This window comes from Paenibacillus chungangensis (assembly GCF_042675905.1).
Classification (GTDB): Bacteria; Bacillota; Bacilli; order Paenibacillales; family Paenibacillaceae; genus Pristimantibacillus; species Pristimantibacillus chungangensis.
The window spans coordinates 219457-240445 of the sequence record NZ_JBHTJZ010000011.1; the positions used below are offsets into that span (position 1 = coordinate 219457).

Consider the following 20989-nt stretch of genomic DNA (forward strand, 5'->3'; position numbering starts at 1 on the left):
TCATTCCGGCGCCAAGCCCTGCTCCAAATAAAACCGCATATATTGCGCAACCCGCTTCTCTTCCAGAGGCTCATGCTTTAACTTCCATTCCACCGTAAGCGCCATGTACAGCTTCAGCATAATGAATGCCGTCATCTCTGGGTCGCACGGCTTGATCATCCCCCGCTCTACCGCGACAGCCACCTGATTCGCAATATAGCTCACGACCGTTCTCTCCATCTGCTGCAGTGCTTCGACCGCCACCGGCGTGCCGATCTCCCGAACCTCCTGCGACAGCTTCAAGGCCAGCTCATGTTGCTCCCTGAATTCCAGCAGCCGCTCCAGAACAATGTGCAGATTGTCGAAGAACGTCAACCGCTCGTCATACGCATGCTCGGCGACTCGCTTCATCTCCTGCAGCATCGCGTTCATAATATGCTGGAACAGCTCTTCTTTATTCGCGAAGAACGTATAGATCGTTCCTTTCCCGACGCCTGCGATCTTGGCCACGCCGTCCATCGTCGTAGCCTTATATCCGAATAAAGCGAACGATCTCGCCGCTGCCTCCATCACTTGCTGCTTGCGATCAACAGCCATCTTGCCACCTCCCGACTCTATCGCGTCACGAACTGAATGACCACAATACCATTGCGGTCAATTCGTCCAAAAAAATAGTAACACGTCTCACGAGGGAAAATCAATAGTAAGTCGCTGACATGAGGCGCGGCCACACTCGTGACCCCAGACCCCCAACCGCGCCCTCCACCGAGAGAAAAGAACCATTCATCGCCATGCTCGTATAACTTGCATCCCGCCTTCACCATTGGAATTAGGACCTTATCCCCTGATATAGTTGCATCATATAGCCCATTCTCATTCATTACTAGTTATGGTTATCTAGAGAATGTCGGATTATATCCATATAAGGAGGAAAATATTCACATGAAACGATGGGCCTTATTCACGATTAGCATCGCCCTGCTTCTGTCGTCGCTCGGCCTCTCTGCCGCTGCAGCTTCGTCAGATGCGGCAGCTTTCCACGATATTGACGAGCACTGGGCAAGGGATACGATACAGGAGATGGTGGGCAAGGGCATACTGAATGGATATCCGGACGGAACGTTCCGGCCGAACGACCCTGTGAAAGTCGATCAATTCGTCAAAATGCTTATTCTCTCCTACAGCGAGCTCCACGAGAACGGCTCGCGCAGCTGGAACAAGGGATTTCTGGATGCGCTCAGCCTCGAGAATCAAGCCATTATAAAGCAGGATTACCGTTACTTCAGCTTCAAGCCGAACACCGTCGGCTATTGGGCGAAGGACTTTATCGATATCGCCAGCGACCTGCACTTTATGAACAAGGAGCGCTATGCCGATTTCCAGGCGGACATGAAGCGTGAGAATGTAGCTGAAATTATCTATTATACGCTTCAAGAAACCGAATTTCTTGAAGATAGCCGATTCGGCCAACGTATGGCGGAAGCCTACGGCGATATCATAAGCGCTTCGGAGAGAGAACAGCGCTTCATCGCCGAGACGCTTGTGAAAGGGATTATGGAAGGCTACCCCAGCGGCTTCTTCGGCGTAGGCGAGCAAGTAACCCGTGCAGAAGCGCTCGTCATCCTCCAGCGACTGCGGGACAAGACGAAGCGCATCGCCATCGAAGTGTCGCCAGACAATCTGGAGCGAATCGTTCCTACAGCCGAGGGCGGCAACAAAATAATCGTCTTCCCCGATCAAATAATGTGGGACGCCTATGAGACGTTGACAGTCATCAGCGAGCTGCGTGGCAGCAATCACGATCTGTACGGCACGACCTTGCGCCTGTATCGCGATCGGACGGAGAAGGACAGCGTTCAGAACAGGCCGTCCGGATCAACCTCCCCTCGTGAAGAAGCTGCGATCTGGTTAGACCCGCAATACAATACATATGGCGTGACAATCTCGCTAAGAGAAGGAGCGCTTGCACGCAATCAGGAGGTCGTCGACGGCTTCGCGAACGGACTGTTCGGCTACAACGCCAGCGCATTCCGTGAGCTGTTCGCCAATGTGTGCAATCGTGTCGAGAAAGGTGAAATCCCTGAATCCGAGCAAGCCTTTATCGGTAAGGATACCGTTCAGATTATGATCGACGGCGACACAGTCGTTTTCTCCATCGCGAAGAAAGCTTGAATGGCAGGAGCAGTCCCGTATGAGCAGGGACTGCTCTTATGTTACTATTAAGTCCGCTCTCCCGATCGAACCTTACCCCCTCTGCGCCTTGAAGCAGTTCAGCCGGTACTTGCGGCCATATTGGCTGCCATAATGCACAATACGGGTAATCATCGTCTGATCTCGCAAGATGGCGAACGGACAATGATCCGGCGTCGTATTCACTTCCAGAATCCAAGGCTTCAGCCCCTGATCAAGCGCAATATCAAGGCCGAGCTCACGCAGCCCGGGATAGCGGCGATGAAGCTTCCGCATCGTACTCACGCCTATTCGCTCCAGTTGTCTCATCAGCTTGATTCGCTGAAGAGGATTCCCATATCCTTGCAGCGCTTGTTCCACCGGTACAATCGTGCCGCCTTGGCTTCCATTAGTAACGATTTTCCCGGGATGGGCTACACGGGCTACCGTTCCTGTCACTTCCCAGCCACCGCTTGGCGATTGCTGGACAACGAGACGAAGGTCGAACGGCCTGCCGTTATAAGTCAATACATGTATCCCTCTCTGCACTAAATACACTCTGCCGCCTGCATCCTTCATAATAGATCGATAGAGCGGCTGGAAGCTCTGGAAGGTCTTGCGCTCGCCGCCCAACTGATAGATATACCCGGATGAAGGATCGCCCGACAGTCGCTCGACCCTCATGACGCCTTTTCCCAGCGAACCGAATGCCGGCTTCACATAGACCATCCCGTGCTTTTCCAGCATAGTAGATAACATCTGCTTGCTCAGCTTTTTTGTAACAGGGATATATGAACGCAAGCCTTCATCAGTCAGCATGACATTCGTTTTGGCCCACTTGTCCGCAATCCGGTAGACGCCGCTTGATTTCACACTCGACTTCGCCATGCTCCTCATCTAATCTCCTCTCTTCGCTAGACTGGTATCTCTATGAGACTTCCCTACTATTACTATACGAAAGAATAGAAAATTCGCTGTAGGCAGCTGACATCCAAGGCGAACCAACAGGCGATAATCACATATGCTTATGGAAAGGGCGTTGTTGCGCGAAGGGGGAACGAACGCTGTATGACAAAACTGGCAAACTGGCGCGTGCCAGGAACGCATCTGCACATGATTGCACACTATCACCCTTGGTATAGAGAATTGTTCCCGAGCGGCATGCCGTCCGGCAATGAGAATATCGCACTTATACGACTTCCCCTTCTCACCGCGAGGCGGCTGGAGCCATATCATCTGAATCAGTGCTGCGAGGCAGGAGAAGAGCTGTCGCGCTATTACACATCGGGCACCTCGTCCGGTCATAGGAAAGAGATTCGCTACTCCTGGCAAGACGAGGAGCAATATATCCGCAGCAAACGGCAAACGTTCCAAAGGTGGCTCGGGAGCAGCTTGAGCGGCGGCCGAGCCATAGCGGATCTGGGCACCGGCCATGCCGCAAGCACGGCGCTGGCTATCTTCATGGGCATGGGCATGGAAGGAAGAAGCATCCCGTTCACCGCACCGATACAAGAACATGTCCGGCAGTTGGCGGACTTCCGCCCGCAGCTGCTCTACACGATGCCGTCGCTGCTGGAGTCCATCGCCGCAGCTGCGCCCGATCCGAGCTGGCTCGGCATCCGCAAGATCATTCTGGTCGGCGAGATCGCACCGCCGGAATGGCAGCGCAACATCGCCGCGCGCTTCGGCCTGTCGCAGTGCGATGTGCTGGACACCTACGGCTCCATCGAGATCGGCTCCATCGCCGCTTATGACCATGAGCTGGGTCTGTATGTGCTGGCGAAGGGCGTCGAAGGCGAGTGTATAACTTGGAAGGGTCTGCAGGCGATGAAACAGCTGGATGCAAGCGAACAGACTCCCGATCCGTTGCCGGATGATCTGCCAGAGCTTGAGCATAGCCTCGCAGACTTGGCGGACAACGAAGGAGTACTCGTGCTCACTTCCCTTATACGGGAGCAATTCCCCGCCATACGCTACGTGACCTACGATGTGGTCAGGAACTTTACGACGGTAGAAGTGAACGGACAGCGAAGAGGCGCCTTCTCCGCTATCGTGAAGCGAATCGGAACGGAGCTGAAGCACGGCGAGAAGATCAGCCTGTATGACATTGAAGAAGTGACGAGCCGTGTGCTGAAGGATGCGGCCTTGCGCGTCATGGTGGAGGGCAACCGGCTGAAGCTTGTCGTGAAGAGTACTGAGCTGCGGGGGGACGGCAGGAAGCTGGCGCTTCTGCAGTCGGAGCTGCGAGACAAGATACCCGCTATCGGGATGATGATCCGCAACGGGTTGTTGGAGGACATCGAGATCATCGTCCTGGAGGAGCATGAGCAGCTCCCCGGCGGCGCCGTGAAGGGGAAGCGCATTTATTCGTAGGGGGAATTGGCGTATGGATCGCAGTTGGCTTGAACATATCGGGAACACACCGTTGGTGCCCTTGTCGAAGCTGTTCGCTAATCGACGCGGAATTCAAGTGTACGGCAAGCTGGAGCTGATGAATCCTACCGGCAGCGCCAAGGACCGCCCCGCTCTGCGCATTTTGCAGCACGCCTGGCGCGAAGGAACGGTCGGACCGGGCTCTGTCGTCGTGGAATCCAGCTCCGGCAATATGGCCATCAGCATGGCGGCGATCTGCTCCTGCATGGGCATGCGATTCATCAGCGTCATCGATCCCCGCACGACGGATCAGAACATTCGCATTATGAGGATCTACGGAGCGGAAGTGTCTTATGTGGCAGAGCCGGACCCGGACACCGGGGAATTCCTGCCCGCGAGACTGCAGCGGGTGCGGGAGCTGCTGGAGGATATCCCCGGCAGCTTCTGGCCCAATCAATACGGCAATAGCAACAATCCGCTTGCGCATGAAGAAGGAACGATGCGTGAGATTGCCCAGCAACTGGGCAGCGTTGATTACGTGGCAGGGGGCGTCAGCAGCTGCGGCACCATGCTGGGCTGCTCGCAATATATCCGAAAGCACGGTCTGCCGACCAAATCAATCGCCGTCGACGCTGCCGGCAGCATCATTCTCGGCGGTTCGCCGGGCAAGCGGCTCTACCCCGGATTGGGAGCCGGCATCGTCCCCCCGTTCGCTGAAGGCATCGCAATGGATTATGCTGTGAAGGTGACGGACCGGGACATGACGATAGGCTGCCATCGTCTGCTGCGGCAAGAATCGATTCTGGCCGGCCCTTCCTCCGGAGCCGTTATATCGGTTGTGCAGACGCTCATGGACCGTCTGCCTGAAGAGTCCGTTATCGCAGCCATCATTCACGATCGCGGAGAGCGCTATTTGGACACGGTATACAATGAAGCATGGGTAGAGGAGCAATTCGGAACACGCTTGTCAGAGAAATGAGGGATGCGGCTTGATCTATTTGGGAGAGAGGCATATGAAGCGGATCGGGACTGATTGGCAGGCGCTGCTGCAGGAGATAGAAGAAGCTGTACGGTTGCTGGATAACGGCGACTGCGCTCAGCCGCTGAAGCCCTACTTGCGATACGGCGATCCGCGCAACCGTATCATCGCTATGCCGGCATATGTAGGCGGAGCCGTTCATACGGCAGGCTTGAAGTGGATCGCCAGCTTCCCGGACAATCTGCGACAGGGGCTGCCTCGGGCGCACAGCGTCACCATCCTGAACGACGCCGACAGCGGAGCGCCGTTCGCCTTACTGCACGGCGCACTGGTCAGCGCGGTCCGCACGGCAGCGGTAAGCGGGGTTATGCTGCGCCGTTATGCAGACATTCATCCCGCTCCGGCAGCTCTTCGTATCGGTATTATCGGCTGGGGACCTATCGGTCGTCTCCACCTGGAGATGTGCGCCGCATTATTCCCCGATGCCGTCAGCCAAGTGCTCATCCACGACATTCGCCCGGTTGATCTGGAGCTTGTACCGCCATCGCTGCAAGCCGTAACTTCGATTGCCGATAGCTGGTTATCCTTGTATCGGCAATGCAGTGTCGTAATCACCTGTACGGCAAGCCATTCACGTTATGTGAATGTCCCTCCGCGACCAGGGAGTCTGCTGCTGCATGTCTCGCTGCGCGACTACGAAGCAGAAGCCCTGCAGTCTGTAGCCCACATCGTCGTAGATGACTGGACGGAAGTGTGCCGGGAGAATACGGATATCGAGCAGTTGCATCTTCTTCACGGATTGAAGGAAGAGGATACGCTATCGCTCCGGGATGTCGTCTGCCGGAACGCCTTGTCGGTCGTCCTGACCGATCCTGGCAAGGAATCCGTGCTGTTCGCTCCCATGGGCATGGCTGTATTCGATATCGCCGTGGCAGGCTGGTTCGTCCGGGAAAGCCGTCGGTTGAATATCGGCTTATCATTGGAATAAGAGGACTCCGTACATTACAACACTTGCCAACCTCTTCAAAATTGACTTCAACCAGCCTGTTCGCTATATTGGATTTAATACAATTGAATTGAGAGCCACTCAATTGTCGGGAGGATCACGATGACGACAAACAACCCGCTGCAGCTAGACCGGCAGCTATGCTTCGCCATATATGCGTGCTCGCGCGAAATAACGAAGCTGTATCGGCCTTTGCTGCAAGACCTGGGCTTAACTTATACACAATATGTCACGATGCTGGCGTTATGGGAAGAAGATGGCGTTACCGTCAATACACTCGGCCATAAGCTGTATCTGGATTCCGGCACCTTGACGCCGTTGCTGAAGAAGCTGGAAGCAGCGGGCTGGATCGTCCGCACCCGGGACATACAGGATGAGCGAAGCGTTGTGATCACCCTGACAGAATCGGGGAGAGCGCTGCGTGAGAAGGCTGTCTCCATCCCCCACAAGCTTGCCTGTCAGTTGAACGCCTCCCCTCAAGAGGGAGCGGCGCTGCTGGATCAAGTACATACATTATTAGACAGAATGAGAAAAGCGCCCGGCAGCGATTCATCAAACAACAGATAAAATCTCGCCCTTCCAGCTGAAGTCACATTGCCTACAACCAGCCTTTTCACCGTTTTCACGCTTCAGCCCCGCACACCTTCTGTCACCTCCGTTCATTCAAGCGTCTTCCACCATACCCCTGCGCATTCCGCCACGACATACTCTCCTCTCCGCGCCACCGCATCGGCAAGCTCGTCACCGAAGAAAAATCTCGTCATTTCCTCTGCTTCCTCCACGCTTCCGAACGTATAATCGGTTCTTTGCCAGCTGTGCTGGAAGCCGTACTCTGCCTGGAGCGCTTCATAATAAGGTACGAGGAAGGACGGCGGCGAAGGCGTCTCACACCCCGTTCCCATCGTTTCGAAAATAATGACCGTTCCGCCCGGTCGCAGAATTCGTTCAATTTCATTCATGACGGCAGCAAGATTGCTCCTCCACTCTTCATGAGTTGTCGCGCACAGATAACAAATACTCCAGCCCGATACGACCAGGTCGGCGCAGTTGTCTTCCAGCGGAAGTGTACGATGATCGGCCGTATGCACGCTCCAGTTCACCAGCCCGGACTGCCGCAGGCTTGCAGCCGTCAGTTGCAGCATCGCTACCGACGCATCAAGTGCGGCAATCGACTTCGCATCCGGCGCCAGCAATTTCGTCAGCCGTCCCGTCCCCGCTCCCATATCCACGACGTCCAGCCCCCGCACAGGGCATATGCCCTTCACAACCTCCAGCAGATCGGGCTGCTTCGAGATCATCGCTTCATAACGGGTCGCTTGTTCTGCATAAATTTGCTCATGATTCGGCATTGTTCCATCTCCTTCTCGCATGTGTTCCTTCACACTGTATACGTTGACGCTGCGAGAAGGTCAAGCCCCTTAACCGGATGAGGATCAAATCTGTCCATATTCGAGCCGATTAGGCGCTGTGGCAACCGCTACACTTGCTCCTGCGCGGATCAGAGTCCGCTTGCAACCGTCCGCACTGCACCGGCTGCACCCATTGGCTTGGCTTCCATCACTGTGATAATATGGACTGTGGAACATGAAGAAGGAGGCTACCCCATTGAAACAACTTACAACAACACTGCGATTATGCGCCCTGCTTGTTATCGCGCTCACTATGCTGGTGGCGGCAGGCTGCGGTGTAAATCAGGCGAAGCAGAACAATTCGCAAGGCTCCGCAGGTAATTCCGCTACAAACTCGGAAGCGCCAAAGGAAACTCAACCTCCTGCGGAGACAGTGGCTCCGGCAGACAAGGAGCCCGTGTTGCTTGGCTCCGACCAACATCCTGAGGTCACTATCGAGACGAGCAGCGGCGGCATTATTAAAGTGGAGCTGTATCCCGAGGTTGCGCCCAATACGGTGAACAACTTCATTGCACTCGTTGACCAGGGCTTCTATGACGATGTCATCTTCCATCGCGTCATTCCCGGGTTTATGATCCAAGGCGGAGATCCGGATGGGATTGGCACAGGCGGTCCGGGTTATTCGATCCCTGGCGAATTCACCAAAAACGGGTTCGAAAATAACTTAAAGCATGACCGCGGCGTTATCTCCATGGCTAGATCGGGCATGCCGGATTCGGCCGGCTCGCAGTTTTTTATAATGGTCGATGAAGCGCCTCATCTGGATGGAGATTACGCGGCATTCGGCAAAGTCATCGAAGGCATGGATGCAGTCGATGAAATTGTCAATCAGGACAGCAACGGGCAGAACAAGCCGCTGGAGCCGATCTCCATGAAGAAAGTTACGGTGGATAAGAAAGGCATGACGTTCGAGGAGCCGAAGAAAACAAGTTAACGACATTACAAATGCTCCGTGTCCATATGGGCTTCGGGGCATTTTTGTTTAGACAGCGCCCGAACCCGGCACATGAACATACAAAAAGCCGCACCGCATCAAATGCAGCACGACTTAAGCCCCTCTATTCCTGTCACCTCATACCGACAATTGCTCGTCGTCAGCATCCTCCGCAGCCATTACAGCTGCTGCTTCATCCGCTGCGCCAACAATCCCAACGCCCTCATCTCCATCAGCTGTCGACATCGCCGCCAATGCCACCTCTTCCGCCTCCACCTGCTCCCGCATCGTCAGTCTGCGAACAGCTTCGAAGTCCGGCGTCAGCACCAGATTTTGCAGATAGGCAGATACCATGCTGCCCGGCCGCCTTGCGCGATTCAAGACTGCGATCATCTCCTGCCCCGTCCCCATGCCGATTCCATGGCCGAAGTACAGATTTTCATCCATCATAATGACGTTCTCTCCTTGCCATTCCGGATTAGCGGGATGATGATCCGGGTTTTTGAAGTACAGGACGTCGCCAGGATAAGTCTCAGCCAGGTTATAGGTAGTAATCAAGCGCAGATCTCTGTCATATTGCCAATCTCTCAGGAACAAGTTCTGAAAATAATAGTTGAACAACGGTTCACCGATCGTCGACAGCACCGCCTTGTACAGCATGATAATAATCGCGCCTGCGCATTCAAACGCATACAGCTGACCGTTCTGGAAAATGTCATTGATGCCTATCGAAGGCGGTACGCCGGGTCTAAGCAGGAAGCCTCCATTCGGCGTTCGTATCCAGTATTGAGGGTTGCAGCGGGAATTGCTGAATGTGGCGAAGCCCACGTCGCTGGCATTCATATCCTTGGCAGCTTGCACAATATTGGAACGCATCCTCAGCTCGAATAATAAGGCATCCATGCTGGGATACCGGTAAATCATGGGACTGGCCTGCTTCTTGCTCACAATTCGTTGTTCCAGACCCGTCAGCACGCCGGGATATAGATTATTAATGCTGTCGTTCATGATCACAATCACGTCACTTACCCCCAAGCCATTGATATGGTTAGGTTATTGTACGTATGCCCGTGACAATTGGTGAGTGTTACACCGCGCCCGCGCCCCTATGCGCCGCAGCAACAGCCTTGGCCGGAAGCAGCTCCGCCTTCACCAACCCGCGGCGTATGCCGGAATCGTCGACATGGGCGGTAACGTAGTCGGCATACGGCAGCAGATCGGGATGGGAATTGCCCATCGCAATGCCGAACCCGACGTATTCCAGCATCTCCTTGTCGTTGAGCCCGTCTCCGAAGGCGACGGCTTGGGAAGCATCATATCCCAGCTTGTTCAACATCGCTTCAATGCCCTTCGCCTTGGAGCCGCCCTTCGGCAGCACATCCATTGCGCATTCATGCCAACGGATGAAGGTCAACTCATCCTTCAGCGACTCATACAGCGTCTCCTCTTGCGCCTCGCAGTGCAGGAACGTCTGATACACGTCTTCCTTCTGCCAGAATTCCGGGTCGTAGCCAGGAGGATTCACTTTAAGCGAGAGCACCGAATCGGTCATGAACGTATTCGTCTCTTGATTGGCGTAATAAGCTTCTGCCCCTTCATACACCAGGCCATGCCCATGCTCTTCAGCCTTATCGACCAATTTGCCCATTATATCTCTAGCAATGGCGAATCGATAGATCGGCTCCCCTTTATAGACGACGTAACCGCCGTTCAAGCAGACGTAGGATTCAATGCCCAGCTTTTCCAGTATCGGTCCAATAAAATAAGGAGCCCGTCCGGTGGCGACAACAGGCTCCACTCCGCTTGCTTTCAATTCACGAATCGCTTCAACGGTGTCCTGCGGAATATCCTTCTGCTCATTGACCAGGGTACCGTCGATATCAAAAAACACGATTTTGCATTTCATGGCGGTTCATCCTCTCCCATTTCCTGTACGGCATAACTATCCGCTAGCTCTCTTTATACATCAGTATAAAGAATAGGAGAGGTTCCTGCCAACTATTTGCGCCATCTCGATTTTTCCATTACCACCCATAATCGATCGTCTTGCCCGTCTCTACCCACTATGTCGGCGTCAGCCCCAAGCGGGTCATCAAGCTGTACCGCATGCAGATCGTAGCAGAGCAATTGGACAAAGGGTATGCGGGAGACTGGATGGAGTTGGCTTTAACGCTCGGCTGCTACGACCAATCCCACTTCATCCGCGACCTCAAATCCGTTAATGGCGAACGCCGGAGCAATATATGCAGTGCTCGCTATGTACACTCATCTAGTCATCTCATCCAGTCATTCGTCTAGTCAACTCACCTTGTCATCTCTAGTCATCTCGTCTAGTCATCTCGTCCAACTGTATTTCTTGCTATTAACTTACCAATATTGTCCTTATTATCGCAATGAGCTGGATTTCATGCTATTATTTTGACCGATGAATGAGAAGTTGGGCTGTGCAATCGAATTTAACTGTACGCAATCCATTTCCAGTATATAAAAATCACAATACTAGCAGAAATAACGACATAAAATCCATTTGCAAGCCCCAACACACCAACAGCACCTTCTTGAGGATGTCATTCGTCACCTTTACAAGATAAGGCTGGTACTTGCTAGCGGCATGCGTAAACGGCTATCGCCGACATTCGGCGGCATTCAGAAATTGCGCCGCCGTCTCCTGCAAAGCGGGAGCATGGTCGTACATGAGCAAAACCGGCAGCTCCGGCCAGTCCCCCACATCGTATGGCGAACCGAAATGCACCGCCACGACATCATACTCCGAAGTCGCAGCAAGCTCGCGCAATTGCTCATACACTTCATCCGGCAACCGCTTGTTATGGGCGATCGCCACAAGCAGTGGCCCCACGCCTACCCACTCGCCAGCCGCTTCCGGCAGCTTCTCATTGGCATCCACTAGCCGCTTGTCGGCGATCGCGCCGCTCTCCTCCAGCCTATCGGCAAATAACGTCAAGGAAGAATGTGCAATTAGATTCCACTTCGCCCCCTCCGCTCTCACTCTCTTCACCTGCTCCCATCGAGCGGGTTCGCCAGTCCGCCTCATCACTTGAGCGGCCAGCCGAGAGCTGATCTCTCGAGACGCAGGCTGATTGAGAAGAGTCGTCTTCATCGCCCCAGCAGCAGTTGCGGCTCTCTCCGGCGTCAGCCCATACTTCTCCTTCACCGCCAATATGCGCCGCACCGATTCATCGATTCGCGCTTCTTCCAGCTCGCCGCTCCGCACCGCCTCCAGAACGGCGTCGACCATCTCTACCGCTTCCCGATCTTCTCTGGGATGAGCCAGCACAATATCCGCTCCCGCTGCCAGAGCCAGGACGCAGGCACGGGCTTGGGAATACAGCGCTGTGACGCCCTTCATGGACATGCCGTCAGTCACGATGAGTCCACGGAAGCCCATCTCTCGCCGCAGCAACCCTGTGATCATCGGCTTCGACAAGGAGGCCGGAAGCATGGAGGGGTCCAGGGCGGGCGCGGCAATATGCCCCACCATAATCGCATCCACACCACAGCGGATCGCCTCCCTGAACGTCGACAGCTCGAACTGCCGGAGGCGCTCCTCGCCGAATGGCAAGACGGGAAGCGCCAGATGCGAATCCACATTCGTATCGCCATGTCCCGGGAAGTGCTTGGCGGTCGCAATCATGCCATGCTCCTGATAACCTCTGATGACGGCCGTCCCCATCGTCGCGACAAGTTCACTTGTCTCCCCGAATGAATGCGTACCGATGACGGGATTATCCGGATTGTTGTTAATATCGACAACCGGACTGTAATTGAAGTTAACGCCCATCGCCAATGACTCTACGGCTGTAATTCGTCCGCTCTCATAGGCTAGCTGTTCATCTGCGGCAGCGCCGATCGCCATGTTCTTGGGAAAGTGCACCGCGCCGCCGCCAGGAAGCTTGCAGCCCGCGCCGGCGACGAAGTCGGCGGCTATGAACAAGGGGATGCCGCTCCCCTCCTGCAACGCCGTCTCCTGCATCCTTCCGGTCAGCTCATGCACCTGCTCCGGATTGTCCAGGCTCTGAACGTCCAGGAACATGCCGCCCGCCTTCAACTGCTTAATGCACATCTCCGCAGCCTCTGCATAGTTCTGATTACAATAATAGAAGGTGAACAGCTGTCCTACCTTCTCCTCCAGCGACATCGTCTCTACTCTATGTTGCATCGCTATATCCCTCCGTCCCTATTAGGCAAATAAGCTCTCATCCAGCAGACCAAGCAGCAGCCCTGCCGAAGCGATCGCATTCGTCCATCCGCTCTCCATGCAGTAAGGCCCCCAGCCCGTATCGCCGTTATTGCCGAAGTACTCCCGCTTGTTCAGGTCGAAGGCGCGCATCCAGCCGCCATCGTACCGCTTGTCCTCGCTGCTGATCTGAATCGATCTCATGAAGGCGGACACGTCATCATACAGCTCCTTGTAAGCCGGATTCCCCGTCGCCTTCCACGCTTCCCAGCTATTCATCAGCAGGAAGTTGTTCGTGTACAGCTGATCTGCTATGCCCTCGCCATTGGCGATATACACGCCCGCATCTTCCTTGCCGAACCGTTGCGGATCCGGATTATCGGCCTCTTCAATGCCGCCGGATGCATGCCGGTGCTCCATAAGATACGCCATCGTCCGGTTCAGTGCGGCCTCAATCTCTCCTGTACCGTCATGCCCGATCAGATAACCGAGCGGAAGCAGCAAGCGCGTCAGCCCCGATGTGCGGCTATACATGAACTTGTACGCCGCTTCCTTGGCCAGTAAGGTGCGTGTCCCCGTCAATGCGGCATCCAGATACATCTCATCTTCTGTGACGAGGTAGGCCTGAATATAGGCAGCATGCGTAATGCTCTCGAAATGCGGATTCAAGCTTGGCTCCAGCTCCAATACGCCTTCCCGGCCGAGCGTCTTCATCTCCGAGCGGATCAGCACGTTCGGACGGAGGCCGTCGCGACGCTGGGTATCCAGCAGCGCTTGCGCCAGCAGGATGCCGCGGCGTCGGTATTCCTCCCGCCCCGTGCTCCGGGCAAGATAGAGAAGCACGAAGCATGCCCATGCGTTGTCATCCGTGAAGATCTGGTGAGGATGCGCCCCAGGGAATTGATACCACTTGAAGAAGCCATAGGATTCCGAATCCGGGTCCATATCCTGATAGCCTTCGCGGAAGAGATAATCCATTAGACGATAGGAACGCTCCTCATAGGTGGCATCCCCGCTCCATCTTCCGTATAGATGGAACATAAGAGCGGTATGCGCATGGCAGTCCGGTCTCCGGTCCTTCGACAACTTGGCGGTAACGGAGTGAATATTCTCGAACACGCCCTCCGATCCGTCTCTAACAGGTAGAATGCCGGAACGCTCGAACCAGCGCATATTGCAGGCCAGCGCCTGCTCCGATCCGCCGTCGCCCGCCAGCTTGATCGACGGTTCCCCTATGACGCAGGGTAGACCAGTCCGGTCCGATAGCGCTTCCAGAAGCATAGCCCAGCTGCTATAGGGTCTCAGCTGCTCTGGAGACGGACTGGAGAATAACGAGAACGCCGCGTAGACCACCGTCCCCTCTCCAAGCTTGCGAACATTAATCGCCGGACGGGCTGACTCCGCTTCATGTACACTGTGATGCGTATCTCCATATGGTCCGAAGGAGAGCAGCACCTCCGATTCGAACGAAAATCCTTGCTGCATAGCGCCGCCCCATTCCAGCAGTGCGCCTTCCTTCAGCCTTCCCAGATCTCTTGACGCACGAAGCTTCTCCATCGTCCTTCTTGTGGCGGGGAAATCCTGCTTCCAGCCCAGCAGCCTGGAGGTAGGGAAGTCAAAAGCTTCGATCATCTCCGCGTAAACCAGTCCGCCCTTCTCCGCATAGGCCCACAGCTTGGAGCAGACCTCCATCGATAAGGACAAGGGGTAGTCCAATGATTGGCTTCCGATTAAACACACGGCATCGTATTCTTCCAGAACGGCGGATTCCAAGTCCGCCCACTCCTTCCTCAATGCCCCTTCTATATTCATATGCCCACTAAACGGCTTCTCCGAAAATATGACCACTTTCATGATACGACCTCCAACCTTTAAATAGGGTAGCCTTCCCGATCATCGCTTCCATATAAGGCCTGATATTCCGAAGGCGTAAAGCCCGTCGCCTTCTTGAACGCCTTGCTGAACGCATGAATGGAACGGTAATGTAAATATTCCGATATTTGCGTAATGCTGGAATGGCCCGACTGCAGCCGGCTCATCGCCCGCATCATCCGCCGCTGAGCCCAGTAAGCCTGCATGGACACGCCCATCTCCTCCCGGAAAGCGTGCGATAGATGCGAATGGCTGTAACCGAGCCGCTTCGCTACTTCTCCCAGCTCTGTCATGCTGTCCACTTCTTGATCGATATATTGAACGGCCCGATAGACAAGCTCAGTCCTGTTAGGAGACTTATCGACAGGGGATTCCTTCAGAGTTGAGCCCCGAAGCCCGCGTAGAGCTACCATAATCAAACGGCTCACAAGCACGTCTACCATCGGTAAGGCATATTCGTCCTTATGTGTCAGCTCGCGCATCATATCAATTAACAGGCCGTCCATTCCCGTATGGTCCGCTATCACTCTGCAGTTATTGAAGTCTTGCAAGGCGGCATGATGACGCAATAATCCGCCGATCGGCTGCCAGTCGACGGCCACCAGACGGAGCGGCTCGCGGGTGTCGGAGCTGACCCGATACGCATAGTCCGGCTTTAGCCATGCGGCATGCCGCTGCGACAGCTGCAGCTCCGCTTCCTCCGTCTGAAGAACGCCGCTGCCCGACAGCATATAGAGAAGACTATAACTATTCTGCCGTGTGCGTCCTTGCGCCGCATGCATGCACTGATCATGAAGCTGCAGCAGCCTGACATGCGTCAGCGTGCAGGACCGTTCCAGATAGCGCTTGTGGAAGACGGGCGTGGAGCCGGTTCTAAGGGATGTTACAGCTTTTGCAGACATGAATAGACCTCCTTCGCTTCTGCGTCTTGTGCGGCGACTATGAATCGCTTTCTCTTATTTTGCCGCAGAGCATCGCCGTCCGTCAGCCAACGAATCTTAAGATAATAAGGAATATCTTCAGCTCTTTGGCTCTGCAATAAGCAGAGGGTCATGCGGTAGATCCCGCATGACCCTCATCGGCATGATTTATTTCGATTGTTCGTGCCAAGCTCTCAATTCATCCACCATATCCTTGCCGCCTTGCGACATCCAGCCCTCCACGAATTGATCATAGCCATCCAATGATTCCGCTCCGGCCATCACTTTAATCGCATAGTCATTCTCGAGCTTGTTCAGCTTCTGCAAGTTATTCGCTACGACCGGCATCGGCGGAGCCAATAGCGTAGGGTCGCTTACAGAGACAGGAAGCTGCTTCTGAATCTCCTGGAACGTGTCGAACATGATCGGATTCTTCCGAACGCGTAGCAGCCACTGCTCCTCGAATGCGTCCGCATCCGTGCTGGTCATGAACCAGTCGGAGTTGCCGCGGTCGTCGTTGAAGGCCGGCAATATCGGGTGCATGCCATCGTCCTCGACCTTGAAGTGAACGCCTTCCTGACCGATTGCAAGCTCCTTGAACGTCGCCGCTTCCACTTTCATGTTCAAATACTTCATAGCATCCTCTTTATGCTTGGATGACTTCGGAATTGCAATATACCAGCTCACGCCGCCGCCTTGCACCCAATTGCCGATCTGACCGTCTTCGCCTTGCAGCGAGGTAATCAGCGTGATTTTAGAATCAGGCATATTTTTGTTCAGCGCATCCGTCACGGCAGGCGCCACGCCCCATCCGTACGTCATGATGCCCGCTTTGCCGGTCGTGAACTTCTGCTGTACCGTCTCCGACTTGTTCACAGGCCATTCCGGGTCCATCAGCCCTTCGCTATACAGCTTGTTCATGAAGGCAAGATAATCCTTCATCCCCGGTCCTTCCAGACGGTGAATCAACTTTCCGTCCTGTACATCGAAGCTTGTGACTACGCCGAATGCCCCGGAGATCTCGGGAACCATGCTCTCGAATCCGGTCAGCGGAATAATGCCCTTCTGCTCCTTAATCGCTTTCAGCAGATTGTAGAATTCATCAATTGTGGTTGGGACTTCCATCCCCAGCTCATCCAGCAGACCTTGACGAATCGCAAGCGCGCTGCCGACAAAACCGCGCGGGTGCTTCTCCGGGATGCCGTAAATTTTGCCGTCTACTTTGGTGTTCTCATAAAATTCGGCAGGCGTTGCCTCTAGCAAATTCTGTCCGTGCTCCGCCAGCAGCTCGTCCAGCGGCTCCAGCGCCCCTTGCACCGCCAAGCGGTTATACTGCGTGCCGGACAGCTTGACAATATCATACGGCTCGTTGTTGGCCATCAGCAGATTCAGCTTGTCGTCCGGATTTTCAAGAGGCAGTGTCTCATATTTCACTTTATACCCTGTTTTCTCTTCCAGGAACTTCGCCACCGGATCCTGATTAGGATCAAAGTTCCGCTGGAAGCCCAGCTGCCTGAGCTCCGGCTTCGATTCTCCCTCCGGCTTTCCATCGCCATTGCTTGAACTTCCGCCGCTATTATTGCCGCTGCCGCATGCCGCGAGCAACGCCATCACCAGCACGAGCGCAATGCCCGCTGATAACTTCTTGAACATGTGATCTCCCCCAAATGTAAGTGTTTTCTTTGACTTGCCATTTAGTCTAGCATGTGTGTGAGAGACTGTATTTGTCCTAGAACGCTTCCTTGGTTGTCATAAGTCGCTTCCGCTTCCTGCAAGCTTATCGGTCAGCCGTACTTCTTCTATCATAACCGGAAAGCGTACCGTCACCCCCGTCCCTTCATGTTCCTGCGACTGGAACGTGACGGACGCCTCATCGCCGAAGTAGAGCCTCAGCTTCTCCTTCACATTGCGGATACCATACCCTTCACTGCCCTCTGGCCCATTCAATTCGGCTACTCTGTCCGGAGCTATGCCGATCCCGTTATCTCGAATGATGAAGGCAATGTAGCCATCCTGAGCGCGACAAGAGATCGCAATGCAGCCCGACTTGTTATGACGTTCGCGAATGCCGTGCAGCAGCGCATTTTCAACTAATGGCTGCAGCACCAGCTTAACCGTCATAAGCGCTCTTACTTCCGGCTCAGCCTCAATCGTATACCCAATTTGACCGCCGAATCTCCGGTTCTGAATGTCCAGATACGTTCGCACATGCTCGAGCTCGTCCGCTATGGGAATGATATCCCGCCCTTTGCTGAGGCTGATTCGGAAGAAGCTCGACAGCTGTGCTGCAACCTCGCTAATTTCTTCCGCATCCCTTTCCATGGCCATCCAATGAATCATATCCAGCGTATTGTACAGGAAGTGGGGATTGATCTGCGCTTGCAGCGCTTGCAGCTCGGCAGCTTTCTTCAACGTCTCCGACTGATACTTCTCCTGTATAAGCCGCTGAATATTGTCTCCCATACCGTTCATATGCGCTTGCAGCACTCCGATCTCATCATACGACGTAATGGGCGTGCGATGATCCCAGTTCTCCGATTCAATCCGTTTAATCTGCTGCAGCAGCGGACCGATGCGACGCGTGAGTCCTTGCGACACTGCCGCCACCAGCACCGCCCCCACGATGAGGACGACGATCAATATAACATAGAGATCATAAGACCACTTCCTGATCTCCCCATAGATCTCATCCTTCGGAATATGGGCTGCCAGCTCCCAGCTCATGCCGTCGATTGTCTTGTTCACGACCATATGCGTCTTGGCGTCAACCTCGGGCAGCGGACGGCCGATATCGATATCGTCTCCGCTGGACAGCACATGGTTGCCACGATCGATCAAGTACACCTTTCCTTGCTTCGTAATTTGCGTATGCATGATAATCTGCTGCAGTGTACTCTCCAGCACATCCAGGGAGAGCACGCCAACGATAACTCTACTGTTGCCGTCCGCGTGCAGAGGTCTGATGCAAGATATGATTCGCTGAACCCCTCTCTCTCCCAGATAATCATGCTCATAGGTAGAGCGGCAATAAATACCTTCCGAATTGATCAGCATCTCCTTGTACCAGTTCTCATTCACAATATCGGCAATCGGAAAGATCGTGACGTTCTCACGAGTGTAGATGCTGTCCGAATTCACATATAGCCTGATGCTGTATATTTCCCGGCTATTCTGAGCCGAACGCAAGATATTAAGAATTTTATGGTAATCATCGATTTGCTTTCCTAACGGCAGGCCGGATTGGCCTTGCAATAATGTTGTCGTCAGTTCTTTGTTCATATATAAAATGCTGGAGACGTCCTTCACATTGCTCAGCTTATAGGAAAGGAACGAGCTGGCTTGATCCATCGCCCGTTCCGTCGCTTGCTTCACCCGGTTTTCCAGTATTTCCACAGTATTCTGATAGACCACGAAGGAAATGGCGCTGAGCAGCAGGACGATGAGCGTCATAAAGACAAGCATCAGCTTCGTTCGGATGCGTATATGCTGCAGCTTGTTGCGAAGTGCTTGCATCAACATAGCCATCACCCTCCGTCTTGCCGTGCATCCCTATATTGCGAGGGAACGACACCCGTCACCTTGCGGAATACTTTGGCGAAATAATTGGCATCCTGATAACCGACCCTTGCCGCCACCTCGTACAACTTCAGCTTGCGGTCTTCCAGCAGCCGCTTCGCTTGCTTGATCCGGTATTGGGTAATATAGTCATGAATCGAGAGCCCCTTCTCTTTCTTGAACAGCATGCACATATAGGTAGGCGCCAAGTGTACATGCCCCGCTATCGTATTGACAGATACGTCCTTATCGTAATTATCCTGAATGAAGGATAGGATATCTCTGATGACCGCTTTGTCACCCATATTCATCTGGTCTAGCGCTTCTCCGATCCCGGATAAGCGTTGGACCAGAAACTTGCGAATCGTGTACAGTTCGCCGCTCACGAACATAGCCGCCCACGTCCGGTCATGCTCAAATTCCCACATCGCCTCCGGATAGATGCGGGTCATGGATGCATACCAGCGGAACAGCTTCTTGCGAATGCCTTCAATATCAGCCGGCGTATGCAGCAGCAGCTCGTTGATGATCGTGTCCAGCCATTGTTCAGCAGCTTGCAATTGCTTATTCTGCAGCAATTCCTCGAACTTGATAATGGCTTGCTTATCCAGTAGCCGAGGTTCCCGCTGCTCCTGCGGCAAGCTGGTATAAGCGATCACCGTGCCCCATCCGCGATAGAATTGATAGGATAGCGCTATTAACGACTGTCTATACGTACTACTACATCCATTCAGGCTATGGCAAGGCTCGCCGATTCCCGCTGTTATGCCGACAGGCTCTCCTCTTTCTCTGCGGCGAATGAGCCTGTCCACCCATAAGGCAATCCTTTCATCCCCCTTCGGACCATGGATTGCGGCAAGAGCGAATCCCATGCCGTCGATGAGAGATGCAAGCACAGGCAAGTCCGCTTTTTCAGCCTCTGCAATTGCGGCATCCTGCCATACTTGCTTGTCGGCTTCGTCGCGGAACCGGAACGAGATGCCCAGATAATAGCCTGTTAACGGAAAGGATGGGTGCAAGCGCGCTATATCGCTCTGCTTCTCGCGAGCGCGCTCGCTGGAACCTGAATCATCTGCTACCAACGCTTTCAGCAGATGTTCTGTCAGCTCCGACTTGCTGCGATCGAATTGACTTCGCATCGCTTGCAGCTCCCATTGCTCCTTGCGCATCGAGAGCACCGTCTCTATCGTCTGACGAAGCAGTTCCGTCAGCTCCGCCATCTGTATCGGCTTCAGCATATAGTCGACCGCTTGCAGCTTGATCGCAGACTTCAAGTAATCGACATCATTGTAACCGCTTAAAAAAATAATCCTGCAATCCGGATCGATCTGGCGGATTCGTCCGGCGAATGCGATGCCGTCCATGCGGGGCATTCGCACATCGCACAACACAATATCCGGTCTCTTCTCCAGATAAAGCTCATAAGCCGCAATGCCGTCCTCCGCCTCGCCCGCCACTTCAATGCCAAGTTCATCCCACTTGATAAACCGCCTCAAGCCGTTCCTCGTCATCGGCTCGTCGTCTACTATAATTACTTTCATTCAACCCCCACCTTCTCGTCTCTATGCTGTCATTATTCATGATAGCAGAAAAACCTC

17 protein-coding genes are annotated in these 20989 nt (G+C 54.1%); 6 read left to right on the plus strand and 11 right to left on the minus strand.

The genetic code is table 11. The annotated features are described in order from the left end of the window. Nucleotides 1–576 carry a TetR/AcrR family transcriptional regulator gene (locus tag ACFQ2I_RS10615; protein WP_377564119.1) on the minus strand — a complete coding sequence of 192 codons (576 nt, stop codon included), beginning with the start codon at nt 574–576 and terminating at the stop codon, nt 1–3. Nucleotides 577–921: 345 nt separating this feature from the next. Here ACFQ2I_RS10615 and ACFQ2I_RS10620 point away from each other — a divergent pair, with 345 nt between their 5' ends. Next, nucleotides 922–2151: an S-layer homology domain-containing protein gene (locus tag ACFQ2I_RS10620; RefSeq protein ID WP_377564121.1), complete on the plus strand. Its 1230-nt coding sequence runs from the start codon at nt 922–924 to the stop codon at nt 2149–2151. Nucleotides 2152–2223: 72 nt separating this feature from the next. Here ACFQ2I_RS10620 and ACFQ2I_RS10625 read toward each other — a convergent pair whose 3' ends face one another. Further along, on the minus strand, nt 2224–3036 hold the full coding sequence (locus ACFQ2I_RS10625; protein ID WP_377564122.1) for a YheC/YheD family protein: 813 nt from the start codon (nt 3034–3036) through the stop codon (nt 2224–2226). A gap of 180 nt (nt 3037–3216) precedes the next feature. Between ACFQ2I_RS10625 and ACFQ2I_RS10630 the strand changes: the two genes are divergently transcribed. The 4 genes from ACFQ2I_RS10630 (at nt 3217) to ACFQ2I_RS10645 (ending at nt 7073) form a co-directional block, all read left to right on the plus strand. After that, nucleotides 3217–4521 (plus strand): hypothetical protein, encoded by a 1305-nt coding sequence (locus ACFQ2I_RS10630; RefSeq protein ID WP_377564123.1) that lies wholly within the window; start codon nt 3217–3219, stop codon nt 4519–4521. Nucleotides 4522–4534: 13 nt separating this feature from the next. Then, complete coding sequence (sbnA, locus tag ACFQ2I_RS10635) at nt 4535–5500, plus strand: 2,3-diaminopropionate biosynthesis protein SbnA (RefSeq protein WP_377564124.1); 966 nt, start codon at nt 4535–4537, stop codon at nt 5498–5500. Between the two features lie 34 nt (nt 5501–5534). Then, nucleotides 5535–6488 carry a 2,3-diaminopropionate biosynthesis protein SbnB gene (locus ACFQ2I_RS10640; RefSeq protein WP_377564126.1) on the plus strand — a complete coding sequence of 318 codons (954 nt, stop codon included), beginning with the start codon at nt 5535–5537 and terminating at the stop codon, nt 6486–6488. 120 nt (nt 6489–6608) lie between these two features. Then, on the plus strand, nt 6609–7073 hold the full coding sequence (locus tag ACFQ2I_RS10645; protein ID WP_377564127.1) for a MarR family winged helix-turn-helix transcriptional regulator: 465 nt from the start codon (nt 6609–6611) through the stop codon (nt 7071–7073). Nucleotides 7074–7165: 92 nt separating this feature from the next. Here the strand turns inward: ACFQ2I_RS10645 and ACFQ2I_RS10650 are convergent, their stop codons facing one another. Then, the gene (locus tag ACFQ2I_RS10650) at nt 7166–7855 is read right to left on the minus strand and encodes a class I SAM-dependent methyltransferase (RefSeq protein ID WP_377564129.1); all 690 of its coding nucleotides are present in this window, start codon (nt 7853–7855) and stop codon (nt 7166–7168) included. Nucleotides 7856–8168: 313 nt separating this feature from the next. On the opposite strand from ACFQ2I_RS10650, the gene ACFQ2I_RS10655 reads away from it, so the two are divergent. Continuing rightward, a complete protein-coding gene (locus ACFQ2I_RS10655; RefSeq protein WP_377564255.1) occupies nt 8169–8849 on the plus strand; it encodes a peptidylprolyl isomerase in 681 nt (226 codons plus the stop codon). Nucleotides 8850–8987: 138 nt separating this feature from the next. On the opposite strand, the gene ACFQ2I_RS10660 is transcribed toward ACFQ2I_RS10655, so the two are convergent. The 8 genes from ACFQ2I_RS10660 to ACFQ2I_RS10695 form a co-directional block, all read right to left on the minus strand. After that, on the minus strand, nt 8988–9869 hold the full coding sequence (locus ACFQ2I_RS10660; protein ID WP_377564130.1) for a protein-glutamine gamma-glutamyltransferase: 882 nt from the start codon (nt 9867–9869) through the stop codon (nt 8988–8990). 67 nt (nt 9870–9936) lie between these two features. Then, a complete protein-coding gene (locus ACFQ2I_RS10665; RefSeq protein ID WP_377564131.1) occupies nt 9937–10755 on the minus strand; it encodes a Cof-type HAD-IIB family hydrolase in 819 nt (272 codons plus the stop codon). A 717-nt stretch (nt 10756–11472) separates the two neighbouring features. Continuing rightward, the gene (locus ACFQ2I_RS10670; protein WP_377564132.1) at nt 11473–13026 is read right to left on the minus strand and encodes a glycoside hydrolase family 3 protein; all 1554 of its coding nucleotides are present in this window, start codon (nt 13024–13026) and stop codon (nt 11473–11475) included. A 21-nt stretch (nt 13027–13047) separates the two neighbouring features. Beyond that, a complete protein-coding gene (locus tag ACFQ2I_RS10675; RefSeq protein WP_377564134.1) occupies nt 13048–14898 on the minus strand; it encodes a hypothetical protein in 1851 nt (616 codons plus the stop codon). Nucleotides 14899–14915: 17 nt separating this feature from the next. Next, on the minus strand, nt 14916–15818 hold the full coding sequence (locus tag ACFQ2I_RS10680; RefSeq protein WP_377564135.1) for a helix-turn-helix transcriptional regulator: 903 nt from the start codon (nt 15816–15818) through the stop codon (nt 14916–14918). Between the two features lie 186 nt (nt 15819–16004). Beyond that, entirely contained in the window at nt 16005–17489 is a 1485-nt protein-coding gene (locus tag ACFQ2I_RS10685; protein WP_377564137.1) for an extracellular solute-binding protein, read from the minus strand. Nucleotides 17490–17585: 96 nt separating this feature from the next. Then, a complete protein-coding gene (locus ACFQ2I_RS10690) occupies nt 17586–19355 on the minus strand; it encodes a sensor histidine kinase (protein ID WP_377564138.1) in 1770 nt (589 codons plus the stop codon). Nucleotides 19356–19360: 5 nt separating this feature from the next. Then, on the minus strand, nt 19361–20932 hold the full coding sequence (locus tag ACFQ2I_RS10695) for a response regulator (RefSeq protein ID WP_377564139.1): 1572 nt from the start codon (nt 20930–20932) through the stop codon (nt 19361–19363). Nucleotides 20933–20989 lie beyond the last annotated feature (57 nt).

What these genes read in the sequence shown, in the direction of transcription:
- ACFQ2I_RS10675 (WP_377564134.1), bottom strand. Translation starts at nt 14,898, where the DNA reads ATGAAAGTGGTCATATTTTCGGAGAAGCCGTTTAGTGGGCATATGAAT.
- ACFQ2I_RS10695 (WP_377564139.1), bottom strand. Translation starts at nt 20,932, where the DNA reads ATGAAAGTAATTATAGTAGACGACGAGCCGATGACGAGGAACGGCTTG.
- ACFQ2I_RS10630 (WP_377564123.1), top strand. Translation starts at nt 3,217, where the DNA reads ATGACAAAACTGGCAAACTGGCGCGTGCCAGGAACGCATCTGCACATG.
- ACFQ2I_RS10680 (WP_377564135.1), bottom strand. Translation starts at nt 15,818, where the DNA reads ATGTCTGCAAAAGCTGTAACATCCCTTAGAACCGGCTCCACGCCCGTC.
- ACFQ2I_RS10620 (WP_377564121.1), top strand. Translation starts at nt 922, where the DNA reads ATGAAACGATGGGCCTTATTCACGATTAGCATCGCCCTGCTTCTGTCG.
- ACFQ2I_RS10670 (WP_377564132.1), bottom strand. Translation starts at nt 13,026, where the DNA reads ATGCAACATAGAGTAGAGACGATGTCGCTGGAGGAGAAGGTAGGACAG.
- ACFQ2I_RS10640 (WP_377564126.1), top strand. Translation starts at nt 5,535, where the DNA reads ATGAAGCGGATCGGGACTGATTGGCAGGCGCTGCTGCAGGAGATAGAA.
- ACFQ2I_RS10665 (WP_377564131.1), bottom strand. Translation starts at nt 10,755, where the DNA reads ATGAAATGCAAAATCGTGTTTTTTGATATCGACGGTACCCTGGTCAAT.
- ACFQ2I_RS10655 (WP_377564255.1), top strand. Translation starts at nt 8,169, where the DNA reads ATGCTGGTGGCGGCAGGCTGCGGTGTAAATCAGGCGAAGCAGAACAAT.
- ACFQ2I_RS10685 (WP_377564137.1), bottom strand. Translation starts at nt 17,489, where the DNA reads ATGTTCAAGAAGTTATCAGCGGGCATTGCGCTCGTGCTGGTGATGGCG.
- ACFQ2I_RS10690 (WP_377564138.1), bottom strand. Translation starts at nt 19,355, where the DNA reads ATGTTGATGCAAGCACTTCGCAACAAGCTGCAGCATATACGCATCCGA.
- ACFQ2I_RS10625 (WP_377564122.1), bottom strand. Translation starts at nt 3,036, where the DNA reads ATGGCGAAGTCGAGTGTGAAATCAAGCGGCGTCTACCGGATTGCGGAC.
- ACFQ2I_RS10615 (WP_377564119.1), bottom strand. Translation starts at nt 576, where the DNA reads ATGGCTGTTGATCGCAAGCAGCAAGTGATGGAGGCAGCGGCGAGATCG.
- ACFQ2I_RS10645 (WP_377564127.1), top strand. Translation starts at nt 6,609, where the DNA reads ATGACGACAAACAACCCGCTGCAGCTAGACCGGCAGCTATGCTTCGCC.
- ACFQ2I_RS10650 (WP_377564129.1), bottom strand. Translation starts at nt 7,855, where the DNA reads ATGCCGAATCATGAGCAAATTTATGCAGAACAAGCGACCCGTTATGAA.
- sbnA (WP_377564124.1), top strand. Translation starts at nt 4,535, where the DNA reads ATGGATCGCAGTTGGCTTGAACATATCGGGAACACACCGTTGGTGCCC.